This is a genomic window from Citrobacter meridianamericanus, from assembly GCF_041320245.1.
GTDB classification, from domain to species: Bacteria; Pseudomonadota; Gammaproteobacteria; order Enterobacterales; family Enterobacteriaceae; genus Citrobacter; species Citrobacter meridianamericanus.
In genome coordinates this window covers 819,092-836,492 of record NZ_CP101036.1, presented here as the reverse complement: position 1 = coordinate 836,492, position 17,401 = coordinate 819,092, and the positions used below count along the sequence as shown (strand labels likewise).

Below are 17,401 nucleotides of genomic sequence, written 5' to 3'. Positions count from 1 at the left end.
GAGCTCACTTATCGCTGTCTTTCTGGATCTTCTTGATGATATTGGTCGTTGAGCAGCCATCTTCGAAGTTCAGCACCAGCACTTCACCGCCGTTTGCCCATACCTCTTTGCTACCCGCAATATCTTCCGGCTTATAGTCACCGCCTTTAACCAGCAGATCCGGCAGGATGCCGGCGATCAGACGCTGCGGTGTATCTTCTTCAAACGAGACCACCCAGTCGACGGATTCCAGCGCGCCCAACACGATCATGCGCTGTTCCAGCGGGTTGACTGGACGCGTTTCGCCTTTCAGACGTTTGGTCGATGCATCGCTGTTTACCGCCACGATCAGGCGATCGCCCAGCTTGCGCGCATTCGCCAGATAAGAAACGTGGCCCGCATGCAGGATGTCGAACACGCCGTTGGTCATCACCACTTTCTCACCACGCTTGCGCGCGCTGGCAACGGCCTGTTTCAGCTCAGATTCGTTCATCACGCCAAAACCAGTATCAGCCCGGCCACGCACAGCGTTTTCGAGTTCAATCGGAGAAACGGTGGAGGTTCCCAGTTTACCGACCACAACACCGGCTGCAGCGTTAGCAAAATAGCACGCCTCTTCCAGTGAATTACCCGCCGCCAGCGTCGCCGCCAGCACACCGATTACCGTATCGCCCGCACCGGTCACGTCATACACTTCCTGCGCCTGCGTCGGCATATGCAGTGGCGATTTGCCCGGTTGCAGCAACGTCATACCCTGTTCTGAACGGGTAATCAGCAGTGCGGAAAGGTCGAAATCAGCAATCAATTTCATGCCGCGCTCAACCAGTTCATCTTCGCTTTTGCATTTACCGACTACCGCTTCAAACTCAGACAGGTTGGGCGTCAGCAGCGTTGCGCCGCGGTAACGTTCAAAATCGGTCCCTTTCGGATCGATAAGTACCGGCACGCCAGCCTTACGCGCCAGCGCAATCATCTGCTGCACGCTTGCCAGCGCGCCTTTGGCGTAATCGGAAAGCACCAGAGCGCCAATAGAGCCCAGCGCCTGATTAATACGCTCGTGCAGCGGTTGCGGATCCACGCCTTCAAAACCCTCTTCGAAATCCAGGCGAATCAACTGCTGGTTGCGGGAGAGCACGCGCAGTTTGGTGATTGTCGGATGCGTCGGCACGGAAACGAAATCGCATTTTACGTTCACATCCGCCAGTGTTTTGCTCAGCGCCCGCGCCGCGTCGTCAATACCGGTCAAACCCACCAGACGGGAATTTGCACCCAGAGAGGCAATGTTCATCGCCACGTTTGCTGCGCCACCGGGACGTTCTTCGATGGTATCGACCTTCACCACCGGAACCGGCGCTTCAGGTGAAATACGGTTGGTAGGACCGTACCAGTAGCGATCCAGCATCACATCACCGACAACCATGACTCCTGCACGTTCAAACTCTGGCAGCGTTACTTTCATTCCTGTCTCCTGAGAGATTCTCTGAGGGTCTTAAAATTTGCGCGCGATAATAGCACACTTCACTCGGCAACCAGCCACTTCTGCCAGCTGTCATGCACCAGCGTACGTTCAGCGTTGAAGTGTTCCGGCGCTACATGGCCTGGAAGTTCCTGCAACGCAAGATGGTGCAGTTCGTCGCGCAGCGTTGTATAAGCGCGGGTAAGTGCCAGCGCTTCCTGCTCATCCATAATGTCGTTTTGTGCCAGTAATTCCAGAATGCGCACGTTATCCGACCAGCGCGTCAGCTTCGGTTTTTCATGCGCATAGCGCAGCACTAAATATTGCGTAATAAACTCAATGTCGGTAATGCCACCTTCGTCAGCTTTAATATCAAAGCGATCGCGATGCTTATTGCCCAAATGGGCGCGCATTTTCTCACGCATTTCACGCACGTCGGTCTGCAAGGTTTTTCCATCACGGACGAGGGTCATGATATCGCGACGAATCGCATCAAACTGAGAGGTCAACTGCGGGTCGCCGTATACCACGCGAGCACGCACCAGCGCCTGATGCTCCCACGTCCACGCTTCGTTGCGTTGGTAATCGGCGAAAGCGTCGATTGATGTCACCAGCATTCCCGCCGCGCCGGATGGACGCAGCCGCGCATCCACTTCGTACAAAATACCAGACGAGGTGCGGGTGCTGAAAAGGTGCATAATGCGCTGCGACAAACGCAGATAGAACTGTCGCCCGTCAATCTCACGCTCACCGTCCGTCATTACGTCCATCGGACAATCATGCAGGAAGATCAAATCAAGATCCGAACTGTAGCCCAGTTCCCAGCCGCCCAGTTTGCCATAGCCAACGACGGCAAAACCGCGCCCCTCACGCTCGTCAAGATGGGTAGGTTGCCCGTAGCGGGCGACCATTTGCGTCCACGCCTGCTGGACTACCGCATCGATCATGGCTTCCGCCAGCCAGGTTAAGTGGTCGCTCACCTTCATCACTGGCAGCGTACCGGCAATATCAGCCGCGGCAATTCGCAAAAGCTGCGTTTGCTTAAACTGTCGCAGCGCTTCCAGTTGCTGTTCTTCGTCATCTTCCGGTACGCGCAGCAAATACTGGCGCAGCTCATCACGGTAGGCATCCGTCGCGGTGGGTTGATACAGGGTGTTCGGATCCAGCAGTTCATCGAGCAACAGCGGATACCGCGCCAGCTGGCTGGCAATCATCGGCGAGGCGGCACAGAGTGAAATCAGGTGCTTAAGCGCTCCCGGGAATTCGCTCAGCAGCTCCAGATAGGTGGTGCGGGTCACAATGCCGACCAGCAGCGGAGTGATGCGCGACAGCGGTATTGAGGCGTCGTCACGCGTACAGACATCGCTCAACAGATGCGGCATTAAATGATCCAGCACCTGGCGTCCACGTGGGCCAATAGTGCGTTTATCCAGCTCTTTGCGGAAATCAGCAATCAGAGACAGCACGCGCCGGCGATCGTCATCTGCCAGATGCGTCAGCACCGGCGTGGTATCATCTTCCTGTAATGCGTCCTGCCACAGTTCGCGCCACTGCTCAGAGAGCGACTCTTCCTGGGTTTCAGCTTCGTCATCGCCAATCAGCTCGTTGAATACCCGGCGCACATTGTCCATATGATTGACCAGCACATCGGTTAACTGCTGCCAGTCATCAACGTTCATCCCCCACGCCAGTCGCGCGCGATTCAGTTCATCGCCCGGCAGCGTCTGGGTCTGCTCATCATTGATACTTTGCAGCAGATTTTCCAGGCGGCGCAAATAGAGATAGGCTGCGCGCAGTTGTTCCGCGTCGGTATCAGACAGCAGGTGCAATTCATTGATGGCGCTGAGCGTCGGTAACAGCGATCGGGATTGCAGAGACGGCTCGCGCCCACCGCGAATAAGCTGGAATACCTGCACGATAAATTCGATTTCACGAATACCGCCCGCCCCCAGCTTAATGTTGTCTTTCAGGCCTCGGCGGCGCACTTCACGGGCAATCATCCCTTTCATGTTTCGCAGAGACTGGATCACGCTGAAATCAATATAGCGGCGGAAGACAAATGGCCGCAGCATCGCGCGAAGTTCACTGACGTAGGTACCGTCGGAATCGCCCATAATGCGGGCTTTGACCATCGCATAACGTTCCCAGTCGCGCCCTTGTTCCTGGTAATAATCTTCCAGCGCAGAGAAACTCAGCACCAGCGGGCCGCTGTCGCCAAACGGGCGTAAACGCATGTCCACCCGATAGACAAAACCATCCATTGTGGGCTGATCCAGCACCTTGATGAGCCGCTGCCCCATGCGAGTAAAGAACTGCGCGTTATCCAGCTCGCGACGCCCGCCCTGCGTACTGCCGTGCTCCGGCCAGGCAAAAATCAGGTCAATATCAGAGGAAAAATTCAGCTCGCCGCCGCCGAGTTTTCCCATACCTAAAATCAGCAGCGGCTGCGCAACACCTTCAGGATTACAGGGCGTTCCCCACTCGCGACAGCAGGCGGCGTATAACCAGTCACGCGCGGCGACGATCAACGTTTCAGCCAGATGACTTAGCTGCTGCAAAATACTCTCTTCGGTCACCAGCGACAGTGTCTGCGCCCAGGCGATACGCACCATGATACGACGGCGAAACAAGCGCAGCTCACGCATCAGCGTGTTTTCGTCGCTGACATCGACCAATGCTTGCTGTAACCACTCGGCATAATGTTGCCATTCATCCGCCTGAGGTGGCGTACTTTCCAGCTCAGACAGCCATTCGGGATGGGCAATCATGCTGTCGCGGACAAAATCACTGAATGTAAGCACTGACTTCGCCTGCACGCTAAGCGAGGACTCAGAGATTGCTGCTGGCAGCCGCTCAACAACGGTCGGCCAGTACTGCTGTAACGGTGAAGAGAGCTGCTTCATGTATGGGACATCCTTTGCGTATTGAGGCCTCAACCCTAATTATCGTTTTCCGCTGTGCAGCCAGAACGGTTCCAGCGCGATCGCCTCGTTGCGGAAGTGTTCAATTTCAATATATTGGTTGGCCGCAATGGCGTGACGTAAGCCCTGCCAGTTGGCGATCCATACCGATGCGACATTTTCGTCGTAGTATCCCGCCAGCATCAGCATGCTATCAATATTGCGCGTCAGGCGCGGCAGCTGATCGACGTACTTATCGCCCAACGGCTGAGCGAAAGTGGTTTTCAGTTCAGCGGCATGGCGTGAGAGATGCGTATCCGAGAAACGCTTAAAGGAGTCGGCAATTTTACCCTGCGCCTTCGCATCAAGGAACGGCTGCCACCCTTTGGTCACCAGCCATTCGGTTAACGCCAGTTTGGCCATCGCCGTTTGGGTGCTGTAAACCGCCGAAACGGCAGACACATCAGACGCGATGATCGCTTCCGACTGGGTCAACAAATCACGTAAGTGAGCGCTCGCTTTTCGTGGCACGCAGCCACCAAACAGCATCAGAATGTGGCGTACCAGCCCCATTGCAGCCAAAACCTCGGCTTTCGCCCCTTTGACGCCGCGTACCCACAGCTCTTCATGGTACTGCCACTGTGATAATGCCAGCTCCAGCGCCGCTTCCATCCCCTGCTCAATACTCGCCTTCGCCGGAACCTGCAAAATACGCGTCGGTTTGAGTTCACGCGGCGCATTCCCCTGAGCCAGATGATAGCCGCGCGCCGCTTTGCTCAGGCTGCCCTGGCGTAGACCGGCTTGCGAAACCAGCTGGTTTGCCAGCTTCAGTACCGCCCGGGTATCGCCGCTTAGCAGCTCAAGTTCAAGCTCACAGAGAGGTTCAGCACATTCGCCCGCTTTTACTTCCCCGAGATCGAGGGCGATTTCAATACGGCTGCCGTCAACATCCAGGCACCATTTCTCACGATAAAAATCGGTGCTGAACAGTGGTTGCACCTGAGAGGCAAGTTCAGCAGGCAGTTCGCCATCTGGCCAGACTTCCGTTGGGAACAAGGCGAGATCCAGCTCAGGCGCGCTCAGCGCAACGTTAAATTCCGGTCGCTGATGCAGGCCGCCCGTTACGCGTCCGGCAATTTTCATGGTCATTTCGTAATGACCGTTTTCACCGCGAATACGCAGCCCCATATCGTGATTACGCAACCACGCATCCGGCGTTTCGTAGTAAATATTCAGCAACTGGCTGGGCGCATGATGCTCTCCCCCCAGCGTATTCAGACATTCACGCAGCGCATCTACAGCGTCACTATTGACGATAAATTTTAATTCGATTTCCTGGGCCATGGTCTTGTACTTATGGGTTATGTCACAGTTGAGAAAACTGACTGCGAACTAAGTTCGTTCTTTATGGTCAGTAGATAGTATTTTGCGCCAAATTGCCATGCAACGAGCAATTTGACGGGCGTAAAAGTTTCGGGTGGTGGCAAAAAGGACACAGATGATTCCGATTGATGTCGAATGCTTTGCGTAGAGACACTGATGCCACTACTATCGTTCCACTTTCTATGACAATAACGACAGCCTGATGCCAAAATTACGCCTGATTGGATTAACTTTACTCGCACTTAGCGCCACTGCAGTCTCTCATGCCGAAGAAAAGCGCTATGTCTCTGACGAACTGAACACCTGGGTCCGCAGCGGTCCGGGAGATAATTATCGCCTCGTGGGTACGGTTAACGCCGGCGAGGAAGTCACGCTATTACAGACCGATGCCAACACCAACTACGCCCAGGTGAAAGACAGCACCGGACGTACCGCCTGGATCCCACTGAAAGAGCTGAACAGTACGCCGAGCCTGCGTACCCGCGTTCCCGACCTGGAAAACCAGGTTAAGACCTTGACCGATAAGCTCAATAATATCGATACCACATGGAATCAGCGTACCGCCGACATGCAGCAAAAGGTAGCACAAAGCGACAGCGTGATTGACGGGCTGAAACAAGAAAACCAGAAGCTGAAGAACGAACTTATCGTGGCGCAAAAGAAGGTGAGCGCAGCCAACCTTCAGCTTGATGACAAGCAGCGTACTATCATCATGCAATGGTTTATGTATGGCGGCGGCGTGCTGGGTCTTGGTCTACTGCTCGGTCTGGTTCTGCCACACATGATCCCAAGCCGTAAACGCAAAGATCGCTGGATGAACTGAATCGCCTTCTCCGCCACACTGACATATGATTAAGGAATGTTTTTTTCAAAAGGAAAGTGGCGTGAAGATTTATCTGGTCGGTGGTGCAGTTCGGGATGCGTTATTAGGGCTACCGATTAAAGATAAAGATTGGGTCGTAGTCGGCGCCACGCCGCAAGGAATGCTCAACGCGGGTTACCAGCAGGTAGGTCGCGATTTTCCCGTGTTTCTGCACCCGCAAACCCGGGAAGAGTATGCGCTGGCACGTACTGAACGTAAATCAGGCTCAGGATATACCGGATTCACCTGCTACGCCGCGCCAGATGTGACGCTGGAGGCCGATCTTCAGCGTCGCGACCTGACCATCAACGCAATGGCCCGCGATGACGACGGGGAGATTATCGACCCGTATAATGGACTCGACGATCTGGAAAACCGCCTGCTGCGCCATGTTTCCCCTGCTTTTAGCGAAGATCCGCTACGCGTGTTGCGCGTGGCGCGCTTTGCTGCCCGTTATGCACACCTCGGCTTTCGTATTGCCGACGAAACCATGACGCTGATGCGCGAGATGAACGCCGCTGGCGAGCTGGAACACCTGACGCCAGAGCGCGTGTGGAAAGAAACGGAAGGCGCCTTAACCACCCGTAATCCACACGTTTTTTTTCAGGTCCTGCGCGACTGTGGCGCACTGCGCGGTCTGTTTCCTGAAGTGGATGCCCTGTTCGGCGTCCCTGCGCCCGCGCAATGGCACCCGGAAATTGATACCGGCATTCACACGCTGATGACGCTGTCGATGGCAGCCATGTTAAGCCCGGAGGTCGACGTGCGTTTCGCCACGCTGTGCCACGATCTTGGCAAAGCATTAACGCCTAAAGCGCTATGGCCGCGCCATCACGGCCACGGTCCGGCGGGCGTTAAGCTGGTCGAGCAACTGTGTCAGCGCCTGCGCGTGCCGAATGACATCCGTGATTTAGCCAAACTGGTGGCTGAGTTCCACGACCTGATTCATACCTTCCCGATCCTGCAGCCGAAAACCATCGTTAAGCTGTTTGATTCCATCGATGCCTGGCGTAAACCGCAGCGCGTGGAGCAAATCGCCCTGACCAGCGAGGCCGACGTGCGTGGGCGAACCGGTTTTGAAGCGGCGGATTACCCGCAAGGCAGGTTGTTGCGCGAGGCCTGGCAGGTTGCGCAGGCGGTACCCACGAAAGATGTCGTGGAAGCGGGATTCAAAGGTCAGGCAATTCGTGAAGAACTGACCCGACGTCGCATCGCAGCGGTGGCTAACTGGAAGAAGAAGCGGTGTCCTAAACCCACCGCCTGAACGGATATCACCCCCAGGCCGGATAAGGCGGAACGCCGCCATCCGGCACCAGGTTAGTCATCAGAAGAACACGACGTAAACGGCAGCGGCCACAATAAAGCGGTAAATCGCAAACGGAATGAACGAAATGCGCTTAATCAGCTGCAGGAAGGTTTTGATCGCGACCAGCGCCACAATAAATGCCGTCACGAAGCCAACTGCAAACATCGGTATATCTGATGCGCTGAGGAACGACCAGCTTTTGTAAAGATCCAGCGCCGTGGCGCCCATCATCATCGGTACCGCCAGCAGGAATGAAAACTCAGAAGCCGCGTAACGGCTCACGCCCATCAGCATACCGCCAGAAATCGTCGCACCGGAACGAGAAAAGCCCGGCCACAGCGCCAGACACTGAAAACAGCCAATCATAAACGCCTGACGATAGGTCATATCATCCAGACCCGGCGCGCGCGGCTCTTTCGGCTTCAGGCATTCTGCGGCAATCAGCAGCACGCCCCCAACCACCAGCGCATACATCACGTTGATCGGGTTAAACAGCGACTTGATGGTGTCGTGGAACACCAGTCCCAGTACAACGGCCGGAATCATCCCCAACAGAATATGTCCCAGCGTCAGCCGACCTTTGCCTGTCCCTTCATGTGGGTCCTTGCCGAAGTGAATGCCGATCAGGCCAAACAAACGTCGCCAGAACATCACCACCACTGCCAGAATAGACCCCAACTGGATCACCACCTCGAATGTTTTTGCGGTATCACCCTCAAAACCCAACAGGTGGCCAACAATAATCATATGGCCGGTACTGGAAACGGGTAAAAATTCCGTCAATCCTTCGACCACACCCAAAATTGCCGCCACCAGCAGCGAGTGCATATCACTCATTAATAAACCCCTAGATAGAGAAACCACGGCAAAAAAGAGCCGACGAAAGGACTCTTTTATACCCGTTTGATTTAGAAATTATTAAATTAATTATTTTCTTTCAGATTATTGCCACGCTCAATGACGACCCCGACGTTTGCCGCACGGGCTACCGCACCAGGTTTACTGAGTTTGATCCGCACCCACGGTGAATTAAAGCGGCTAAGTAGCATATCCGCCACCTCTTCCGCCACACGTTCTACCAGCGCAAAACGCCCACCTTCCACATGGTTAACAACCGTTTGTGCAATATCAGCATAGCTCAGGCAATCAGCCACATCATCGCTTTTAGCCGCTTTGCGGTTATCCCACGCCATTTCGATATCGAACACCAACTGCTGTTCAATCGTTTGTTCCCAGTCGTAAACACCGATAGTGGTGATTACGGAAAGTTGCTCTATAAATACAATATCCATCACGACCTGCCTGCTTTTTGGCTAACCCGGATACCACTTCCGGCGAAATATGCGTATTATCCACAGAAGTAGCGTTTTACACGACATTTTCAAAACGGAACAGCTTATGAGTGCAATCGCGCCTGGAATGATTATCTTCGCGTACCTCTGTGGCTCAATTTCCAGTGCTATTCTGGTATGCCGCCTTGCTGGATTGCCGGACCCGCGGGACAGTGGTTCTGGGAATCCGGGCGCGACGAATGTATTGCGAATCGGTGGCAAGGGAGCCGCCGTCGCGGTGCTGATTTTCGACGTCCTGAAAGGTATGTTACCCGTCTGGGGTGCCTATGCGCTAGGCATCAGCCCCTTCTGGCTGGGATTGATCGCAATCGCCGCCTGTCTGGGACACATTTGGCCGGTATTCTTCGGTTTTAAAGGTGGGAAAGGCGTTGCCACCGCCTTTGGCGCAATTGCGCCGATTGGCTGGGATTTAACCGGCGTGATGGCCGGAACCTGGCTGCTAACCGTCCTGTTAAGCGGCTATTCGTCGTTAGGCGCTATTGTCAGCGCGCTGATTGCCCCTTTTTACGTCTGGTGGTTCAATCCCCAGTTCACTTTCCCGGTGTCCATGTTGTCGTGCTTAATTCTGCTTCGTCACCATGACAACATTCAGCGCCTGTGGCGTCGTCAGGAACCGAAGATCTGGACCAAGTTGAAGAAAAAACGCGAAAAAGACCCCGAGTGATTTTATTGTCGGATAGTGACGCGTCGGCGTCTTATCCGGCCTCGGGGATGTGATACCCTTCCACCGGCTTGCCTAATCGACGCTGACACCACGTCGCCAGAAACTCCACGCACACGCGAAGCTTCACGCTGCGATACAGCGGCTCCTGATAAACCGCCCAGATATTGGCGCTTTGCGCATAGTCCGGCAGCACCCGCACCAGTTCCCCGCTAGCCAGAAATGGCTGCAGGTCCCATTCGGAACGCAACATAATCCCTTTTCCCTGCAACGCCCACTGCAGCACAATCTCACCACTGTTAGAAGAAAGATGTCCCGCCACCTTAACCGACTTTTTCTCCTGGCCGTTATCCAGTTCCCACACCCCGTGAGTCATATCCCGTTCTTTGGTGACCAGGCAATCATGTCGAATTAATTCTGGTAACGTCATCGGCTCACCGTATTTCTGTAAATACGTCGGTGCCGCGCATAATATCCTTTTGTTTTTCGTTAACAAATGCGCAATATAATAATCAGGAATCTCATCATTGATGCGAATATCCAAATCGATATTATCCTGCGCCAAATCAATTTGCCGATCGTAAAGTTCGAAATGTACCTGTAATTCAGGATAGCTGTGCATCAATTCTGTAATTGCCGGTGCAATATAACTGCGCCCAAAACCAAAGCTACAGCCGATACGAATCATCCCTGCCGGACGCGTTTTGAGTTGCGTAACGTCATCGACCAAATGCTGATAGCTTGCGAGGATCGCCTGCGCGTGTTCATAGCAACGTTGACCACTCTCCGTTAGCGCCACGCCGCGTGCCGAGCGGCTTAGCAACGTAGCCCCTAGCGTAGACTCAAGGATCTGAATGCGCTTCGTCACAAACGCAGGCGTCTGGCCCAGCGTCGCGGCGGCGGCGCTAAAGCTGCCGCTATGAACAATTTCAACCAGCACCTGCAGGTCTTTCGCCAGGGGATACGTGTTCAGCATGATCGGTAATCCGTAATGTGATTAACCGCAGTGTAATTCTCTCATGCGTATTAAACCCTGCTCTGCCGCAATTTTTATTGCCTTATCTGGACATCATTCACGAACTGTTAATTGGATATTCACAGTGCCAAATAATATAAATCCACATTTTTAGTGTTAATTTGTGGCGGAGAGTTTATTTCCAGATAAATAAAAGAACTGGAGTTAATAAGATGAGCAATCAAAATAACCAACATGCGATAACTACGCTGACGAACATTGTCGCCGACTTTACCGCCATGATTTCTACCCGCATGCCTGACGACGTTGTGGATAAATTAAAGCAACTGCGTGAAGGCGAAACCTCGCCGATGGGTAAAATCATCTACCACACCATGTTTGACAACATGCAGAAGGCAATCGACCTGAATCGTCCAGCCTGCCAGGACACCGGTGAGATCATGTTTTTTGTGAAGGTTGGTTCCCGTTTCCCGCTCCTCGGCGAACTGCAAAGCATTCTGAAACAGGCCGTTGAAGACGCTACGGTAAAAGCGCCGCTGCGCCATAACGCGGTTGAGATTTTTGACGAAGTGAATACCGGAAAAAATACCGGTACCGGTGTGCCGTGGGTCACCTGGGACATCACCCCTGATAATGATGACGCGGAAATCGAAGTCTACATGGCAGGCGGCGGCTGTACGCTGCCAGGGCGCTCAAAAGTGTTAATGCCTTCTGAAGGCTATGAAGGCGTGGTGAAATTTGTCTTCGAAAATATCTCCACGCTGGCTGTTAACGCCTGTCCGCCGGTATTGGTAGGTGTGGGTATAGCCACCTCTGTAGAAACCGCTGCCGTGCTTTCTCGTAAAGCGGTGCTACGCCCTATCGGATCACGCCATCCAAACCCAAAAGCGGCTGAGCTGGAACTGCGTCTGGAAGAAGGGCTTAACCGTCTGGGCATTGGGCCGCAAGGGTTGACCGGGAATAGCTCGGTGATGGGCGTACATGTCGAATCCGCCGCGCGCCACCCGTCGACTATCGGCGTTGCCGTCTCTACCGGCTGCTGGGCGCACCGTCGCGGCACGCTGTTGGTTCATGCCGACCTCTCCTTCGAAAACCTGTCTCACACCCGGAGCGCGTTATGAAAAAGATCCTCACAACCCCGATCAAAGCCGAAGATCTGGCAGACATTCGCGTTGGCGATGTCATTTACCTGAGCGGCACGCTGGTGACCTGCCGTGACGTTTGCCACCGCCGCCTGATCGAATTGAAGCGCCCGATTCCTTATGACCTGAACGGCAAAGCCATTTTCCATGCGGGCCCGATCGTCCGTAAGAACGGTGATAAATGGGAGATGGTCTCCGTTGGCCCAACTACCAGCATGCGTATGGAAGCGTTTGAGAAAGACTTTATCGAGCAGACGGGCGTCAAGCTGGTGGTCGGCAAGGGCGGCATGGGACCGCTGACGGAAGAAGGCTGTAAGCAGTTCAAAGCGCTGCACGTCATCTTCCCGGCAGGCTGTGCGGTCGTGGCGGCAACTCAGGTTGAAGAAATTGAAGAGGTACACTGGACCGAACTCGGCATGCCGGAATCTCTGTGGGTATGCCGGGTAAAAGAGTTTGGCCCGCTGATCGTTTCCATCGATACCCACGGCAATAACCTGATTGCCGAAAACAAAAAGCTGTTCGCTGAACGTCGCGATCCTATCGTCGATGAAATCTGCGAGCACGTGCACTACATCAAATAACCCTCCCGGAGGGGCGTAACGCCTCTCCCTCTTCGCAGGGGTACAACAATGGCACCTTTAGCTGGTTGGTGGCGATACCTGGCTCCGCTGGTGGTCATCGCCATTATTGCTGTTCTTCCCGTCCCCACCGGTCTTGAGAGTCATACATGGCTCTATTTTGCCGTCTTTACCGGTGTGATTGTCGGGCTTATTCTGGAACCTGTACCGGGCGCGGTAGTGGCGATGATTGGCATTTCGATCATCGCCGTCCTTTCACCGTGGCTGCTGTTCAGCCCGGAGCAACTCGCGCAGGACGGTTTTAAATTTACCGCCAAATCACTGTCGTGGGCGGTATCTGGCTTTTCAAACTCGGTTATCTGGCTGATCTTCGCGGCCTTTATGTTTGGTACCGGCTATGAGAAAACCGGACTCGGTCGGCGTATCGCGCTGATGCTGGTGAAAAAGATGGGGCACCGGACGCTGTTTCTCGGCTATGCGGTGATGTTCTCTGAGCTTATCCTCGCCCCCGTCACACCTTCCAACTCCGCGCGCGGAGCCGGAATAATCTACCCGATTATCCGCAACCTGCCGCCGCTGTATAACTCACAGCCCAATAGTACCAGTTCACGCTCCATTGGCTCATACATCATGTGGATGGGCATTGTCGCCGACTGCGTCACCAGCGCCATTTTCTTAACGGCGATGGCACCGAACCTGCTGTTGATCGGCCTGATGAAAGGTGCGTCCCACACGGCGCTGAGCTGGGGCGACTGGTTCTTAGGCATGCTGCCGCTGAGCATTTTGCTGGTGTTGACCGTGCCGTGGTTGGCGTATGTGTTGTACCCACCGGTACTGAAATCCGGCGATCAGGTTCCACGCTGGGCGGATACAGAGCTAAAAGCGATGGGACCGCTCTGCGCTCGCGAGAAAAAGATGCTGGTGCTGATGGTCGGCGCGCTGGTGCTGTGGATCTTCGGCGGCGATTTTATTGACGCCGCGATGGTCGGATACAGCGTAGTGGCCTTGATGCTGGTTTTGCGCATCATCAGTTGGGATGACATCGTCAGTAATAAAGCCGCGTGGAACGTCTTTTTCTGGCTGGCCTCGCTGATCACGCTCGCCACCGGACTGAACAACACCGGCTTTATCTCCTGGTTTGGCAAACTGCTGGCGGGAGGACTGAGCGGCTATTCGCCGATGATGGTGATGGTGGCGCTCATCGTGGTGTTCTACCTGCTACGCTACTTCTTTGCCAGCGCCACGGCGTATACCTCTGCCCTGGCGCCAATGATGATTGCCGCCGCGCTGGCGATGCCGGAAATCCCATTACCGGTCTTCTGCCTGATGGTTGGTGCCGCCATTGGTCTGGGCAGCATTCTGACCCCTTACGCCACCGGTCCTAGCCCTATCTACTACGGCAGCGGCTATTTGCCGACGGTGGATTACTGGCGGCTCGGCGCTATTTTTGGCCTGATTTTTCTCGTTCTGCTGGTGATCACCGGTCTGGTCTGGATGCCCCTCGTTTTACTGTAAAACCCTGGTGGGGCGGCGTATTGTCGCCCCTTAATCCATAAGCTTCTCATATGATCGATTTCCCGATGCGCTGAGGCATACTTTTTTGTATGCAAACACCCTCATGCTGATAAGAGAAACGCTCTGGACACGGTTGCGCACGAGACACTCACAAGGGGCTGGCTGGCCGAACTGGATCTGCATTTTACCCGCACCGGGCACAAAACGGTGCTCGCCTCGGCGCGTCATCATGGTCCATTGACGGTTCAGCGTCCGTTTTACCCGGAAGAGGACGTCTGTCACCTCTATTTGCTTCATCCACCGGCGGGGATCGTTGGCGGAGATGAGCTTCATATTGCCGTCACACTCGACGAAAACAGCCATGCGTTAATCACCCAGCCCGGCGCGGGCAAGTTTTATCGCAGTCGTGGGCCACAAGCGTTGCTGCACCAGCATTTCACGCTCGCTTCGTATGCCACGCTGGAGTGGCTGCCGCAGGATACGATCCTCTTTCCCGGCGCCAACGCTGTTATTCAGTCCGTCTTTCACATCGCATCAGAGAGTCGCTTGCTGGCCTGGGATCTACTGTGTCTCGGGCGACCGGTTATGCAAGAAATCTTCAGCCACGGCGTGCTGCAAAACCGTCTGGAAGTGTGGCGGGATGGCCAGCCGCTGCTGATAGAACGCTTGCAGTTGCAGGAGGGAGACCTGAGTGGCGTTGCGCATCATCCCTGGGTCGGCACGTTGCTGTGTTATCCGGCCAGCGAACACATGCTGGAGGGCACGCGCGAACGGCTTACATCACTTGGCAATTACGCCGGGGCAACGCTTAATGACTCGCTGCTGACAATCCGCTTTCTTGCCGACGACAACCTGATTGTACAGCGCGTTATGCGTGACATCTGGCAATTCCTGCGCCCGCTGCTGACACATAAAACGCCTGTACTACCGCGAATCTGGCACACCTAAGAGAACCCTTATGGAACTGACTCCCAGAGAAAAAGATAAGTTGTTGCTGTTTACCGCCGCACTGGTAGCGGAACGTCGTCTGGCCCGCGGGCTGAAGCTGAACTACCCGGAATCGGTGGCGCTGATTAGCGCTTTCATCATGGAAGGCGCGCGCGACGGGCAAACCGTGGCCGCACTGATGGAAGACGGACGTCACGTGCTGCGTCGCGATCAGGTGATGGAAGGCGTACCGGAAATGATCCCGGATATTCAGGTTGAAGCCACGTTTCCGGACGGCTCGAAGCTGGTCACCGTCCACAACCCGATCGTCTAAGGAGCGGTAATGATCCCAGGTGAATATCAAATCGTAAAAGGCAATATCGCGCTCAACCAAGGGCGGGAGACCTGCACGATCGTGGTGGAAAATCATGGCGACAGACCCATCCAGGTGGGATCGCACTATCACTTTTCTGAAGTGAACCCGGCACTGCGCTTTGACAGGCTGGCCGCACGCGGCTTTCGTCTGAACATTGCGGCGGGCACGGCGGTACGTTTTGAGCCGGGACAAAAACGCGAAGTCGAACTGGTGCGCGTCGCTGGCGCACAAAGGATCGTCGGGTTTCGCAGCGAAGTGATGGGCGCGCTGGAGGCAGATAATGAGTGAAATTTCCCGGCAGGCGTACGCCGACATGTTTGGCCCAACCACCGGCGATAAAGTGCGCCTGGCGGATACCGACCTGTGGATCGAGGTGGAAAAAGACTTCATCACCTACGGCGAAGAGGTCAAATTCGGCGGCGGAAAAGTGATCCGCGACGGTATGGGCCAGGGACAAATGCGCGCCCAGGCGTGTGTGGATCTGGTGATAACCAACGCGCTGATCGTTGATCACTGGGGGATCGTGAAAGCGGATATCGGCATCAAAGCTGGCAGGATCTTCGCCATCGGCAAAGCGGGCAACCCTGATATTCAGCCCAACGTCACGATCCCGATAGGTGTGGGAACTGAAGTCATCGCCGGGGAAGGTAAGATCGTCACCGCGGGCGGCGTGGATACGCATATTCACTGGATCTGCCCGCAGCAGGCGCAAGAAGCGCTGGTTTCCGGCGTGACGACGATGATCGGCGGTGGCACCGGTCCGGCCGCCGGAACTCACGCCACCACCTGCACGCCGGGCCCGTGGTACATCGCCCGTATGCTGCAGGCGGCAGACGCGTTGCCGGTTAATATTGGTTTGCTGGGCAAGGGTAACGGCTCAAACCCTGACGCCCTGCGCGAGCAAATCACGGCCGGTGCCATTGGCCTGAAGATCCACGAAGACTGGGGCGCCACACCTGCCGCTATCGACTGCGCTCTGACCGTGGCCGACGAGATGGACATCCAGGTGGCACTCCACAGCGACACGCTCAATGAATCCGGTTTCGTGGAAGATACGCTGGCGGCGATTGGCGATCGTACCATTCATACCTTCCATACCGAAGGCGCGGGCGGCGGCCATGCGCCGGATATCATTACCGCCTGCGCACATCCGAATATTTTGCCCTCCTCCACCAACCCGACGCTGCCTTATACCGTCAACACCATCGACGAGCATCTCGACATGCTGATGGTTTGCCACCATCTCGATCCAGATATCGCCGAAGACGTGGCCTTTGCCGAATCACGCATTCGCCGGGAAACGATCGCTGCCGAAGATGTGCTGCATGACATTGGCGCGTTTTCCCTGACCTCGTCCGATTCACAGGCAATGGGGCGCGTGGGCGAAGTGATCCTGCGCACCTGGCAGGTGGCACACCGTATGAAGGCGCAGCGTGGCCCACTGGCTGAAGAAACCGGCGACAACGACAACCTGCGCGTTAAACGCTACGTCGCCAAATACACCATCAATCCGGCGCTAACCCACGGTATCGCCCATGAAGTCGGCTCCGTTGAACCTGGCAAACTGGCCGATCTGGTGCTGTGGTCACCGGCATTCTTTGGCGTAAAACCGGCGACGATCGTTAAAGGCGGGATGATCGCCTGTGCGCCGATGGGCGACATCAATGCCTCGATTCCCACCCCGCAGCCGGTGCATTACCGCATGATGTTTGGCGCACTTGGTGCAGCGCGGCATCACACCCGGTTGACCTTTATTTCGCAGGCCGCTGACGCGCAAAACATCCCGCAGCAGCTCAACCTGCAAAGCGCCATCGCCGTTGTCAAAGGGTGCAGAACGGTGAAAAAGGCCGACATGATCCACAACGACCTGCAACCCAATATCACTGTCGATGCTCAGACCTACGAGGTGCGTATTGATGGCGAACTGATTACCAGCGAACCGGCAAACGTTTTGCCGATGGCGCAACGCTATTTTCTGTTTTGAGGAG

At 55.2% G+C, this 17,401-nt stretch carries 16 protein-coding genes; 10 read left to right on the top strand and 6 right to left on the bottom strand.

Going from position 1 to position 17,401, the window contains the following annotated elements:
* Positions 1 to 4 precede the first annotated feature (4 nt).
* From hldE to NMD08_RS04040, 3 genes are read right to left on the bottom strand one after another with little or no spacing between them, the layout of a single operon-like run.
* Complete coding sequence (gene hldE / locus NMD08_RS04050; protein WP_187259021.1) at positions 5 to 1,438, bottom strand: bifunctional D-glycero-beta-D-manno-heptose-7-phosphate kinase/D-glycero-beta-D-manno-heptose 1-phosphate adenylyltransferase HldE; 1,434 nt, start codon at positions 1,436 to 1,438, stop codon at positions 5 to 7.
* Between the two features lie 59 nt (positions 1,439 to 1,497).
* On the bottom strand, positions 1,498 to 4,338 hold the full coding sequence (gene glnE / locus NMD08_RS04045) for a bifunctional [glutamate--ammonia ligase]-adenylyl-L-tyrosine phosphorylase/[glutamate--ammonia-ligase] adenylyltransferase (RefSeq protein WP_370607921.1): 2,841 nt from the start codon (positions 4,336 to 4,338) through the stop codon (positions 1,498 to 1,500).
* 39 nt (positions 4,339 to 4,377) lie between these two features.
* Entirely contained in the window at positions 4,378 to 5,679 is a 1,302-nt protein-coding gene (locus tag NMD08_RS04040) for an inorganic triphosphatase (RefSeq protein ID WP_151217748.1), read from the bottom strand.
* A 241-nt stretch (positions 5,680 to 5,920) separates the two neighbouring features.
* On the opposite strand from NMD08_RS04040, the gene NMD08_RS04035 reads away from it, so the two are divergent.
* Together NMD08_RS04035 and NMD08_RS04030 are read left to right on the top strand one after the other, a co-directional pair.
* Positions 5,921 to 6,541, top strand: a complete 621-nt coding sequence (locus NMD08_RS04035) for a TIGR04211 family SH3 domain-containing protein (RefSeq protein ID WP_048232822.1) — start codon at positions 5,921 to 5,923, stop codon at positions 6,539 to 6,541.
* 61 nt (positions 6,542 to 6,602) lie between these two features.
* Positions 6,603 to 7,844, top strand: a complete 1,242-nt coding sequence (locus NMD08_RS04030; protein ID WP_370619577.1) for a multifunctional CCA addition/repair protein — start codon at positions 6,603 to 6,605, stop codon at positions 7,842 to 7,844.
* Between the two features lie 60 nt (positions 7,845 to 7,904).
* Here the strand turns inward: NMD08_RS04030 and bacA are convergent, their stop codons facing one another.
* Positions 7,905 to 8,723, bottom strand: coding sequence for an undecaprenyl-diphosphate phosphatase (gene bacA, locus NMD08_RS04025; RefSeq protein WP_151224367.1), 819 nt, complete (start codon positions 8,721 to 8,723; stop codon positions 7,905 to 7,907).
* 86 nt (positions 8,724 to 8,809) lie between these two features.
* A complete protein-coding gene (gene folB / locus NMD08_RS04020) occupies positions 8,810 to 9,178 on the bottom strand; it encodes a bifunctional dihydroneopterin aldolase/7,8-dihydroneopterin epimerase (protein ID WP_151217750.1) in 369 nt (122 codons plus the stop codon).
* 106 nt (positions 9,179 to 9,284) lie between these two features.
* Here folB and plsY point away from each other — a divergent pair, with 106 nt between their 5' ends.
* A complete protein-coding gene (plsY, locus tag NMD08_RS04015; RefSeq protein WP_151217751.1) occupies positions 9,285 to 9,902 on the top strand; it encodes a glycerol-3-phosphate 1-O-acyltransferase PlsY in 618 nt (205 codons plus the stop codon).
* 31 nt (positions 9,903 to 9,933) lie between these two features.
* Here plsY and NMD08_RS04010 read toward each other — a convergent pair whose 3' ends face one another.
* Positions 9,934 to 10,875, bottom strand: a complete 942-nt coding sequence (locus tag NMD08_RS04010; protein WP_151217752.1) for a LysR family transcriptional regulator — start codon at positions 10,873 to 10,875, stop codon at positions 9,934 to 9,936.
* 212 nt (positions 10,876 to 11,087) lie between these two features.
* Between NMD08_RS04010 and ttdA the strand changes: the two genes are divergently transcribed.
* The 7 genes from ttdA to ureC all read left to right on the top strand — a co-directional run bounded on the left by ttdA (position 11,088) and on the right by ureC (position 17,397).
* Entirely contained in the window at positions 11,088 to 11,996 is a 909-nt protein-coding gene (ttdA, locus tag NMD08_RS04005; RefSeq protein ID WP_187253269.1) for a L(+)-tartrate dehydratase subunit alpha, read from the top strand.
* The gene (gene ttdB / locus NMD08_RS04000; RefSeq protein ID WP_187253270.1) at positions 11,993 to 12,598 is read left to right on the top strand and encodes a L(+)-tartrate dehydratase subunit beta; all 606 of its coding nucleotides are present in this window, start codon (positions 11,993 to 11,995) and stop codon (positions 12,596 to 12,598) included. Before ttdA ends, ttdB begins: the two co-directional genes overlap by 4 nt.
* A gap of 48 nt (positions 12,599 to 12,646) precedes the next feature.
* Entirely contained in the window at positions 12,647 to 14,110 is a 1,464-nt protein-coding gene (locus NMD08_RS03995; RefSeq protein WP_151224372.1) for an anion permease, read from the top strand.
* Between the two features lie 123 nt (positions 14,111 to 14,233).
* Complete coding sequence (locus NMD08_RS03990) at positions 14,234 to 15,058, top strand: urease accessory protein UreD (protein ID WP_222841024.1); 825 nt, start codon at positions 14,234 to 14,236, stop codon at positions 15,056 to 15,058.
* 10 nt (positions 15,059 to 15,068) lie between these two features.
* A complete protein-coding gene (locus tag NMD08_RS03985; RefSeq protein WP_003024678.1) occupies positions 15,069 to 15,371 on the top strand; it encodes an urease subunit gamma in 303 nt (100 codons plus the stop codon).
* A 9-nt stretch (positions 15,372 to 15,380) separates the two neighbouring features.
* A complete protein-coding gene (locus NMD08_RS03980; RefSeq protein ID WP_187253272.1) occupies positions 15,381 to 15,701 on the top strand; it encodes an urease subunit beta in 321 nt (106 codons plus the stop codon).
* Positions 15,694 to 17,397 carry an urease subunit alpha gene (gene ureC, locus NMD08_RS03975; protein WP_370619573.1) on the top strand — a complete coding sequence of 568 codons (1,704 nt, stop codon included), beginning with the start codon at positions 15,694 to 15,696 and terminating at the stop codon, positions 17,395 to 17,397. The genes NMD08_RS03980 and ureC overlap by 8 nt, the downstream gene beginning before the upstream one ends.
* Positions 17,398 to 17,401 lie beyond the last annotated feature (4 nt).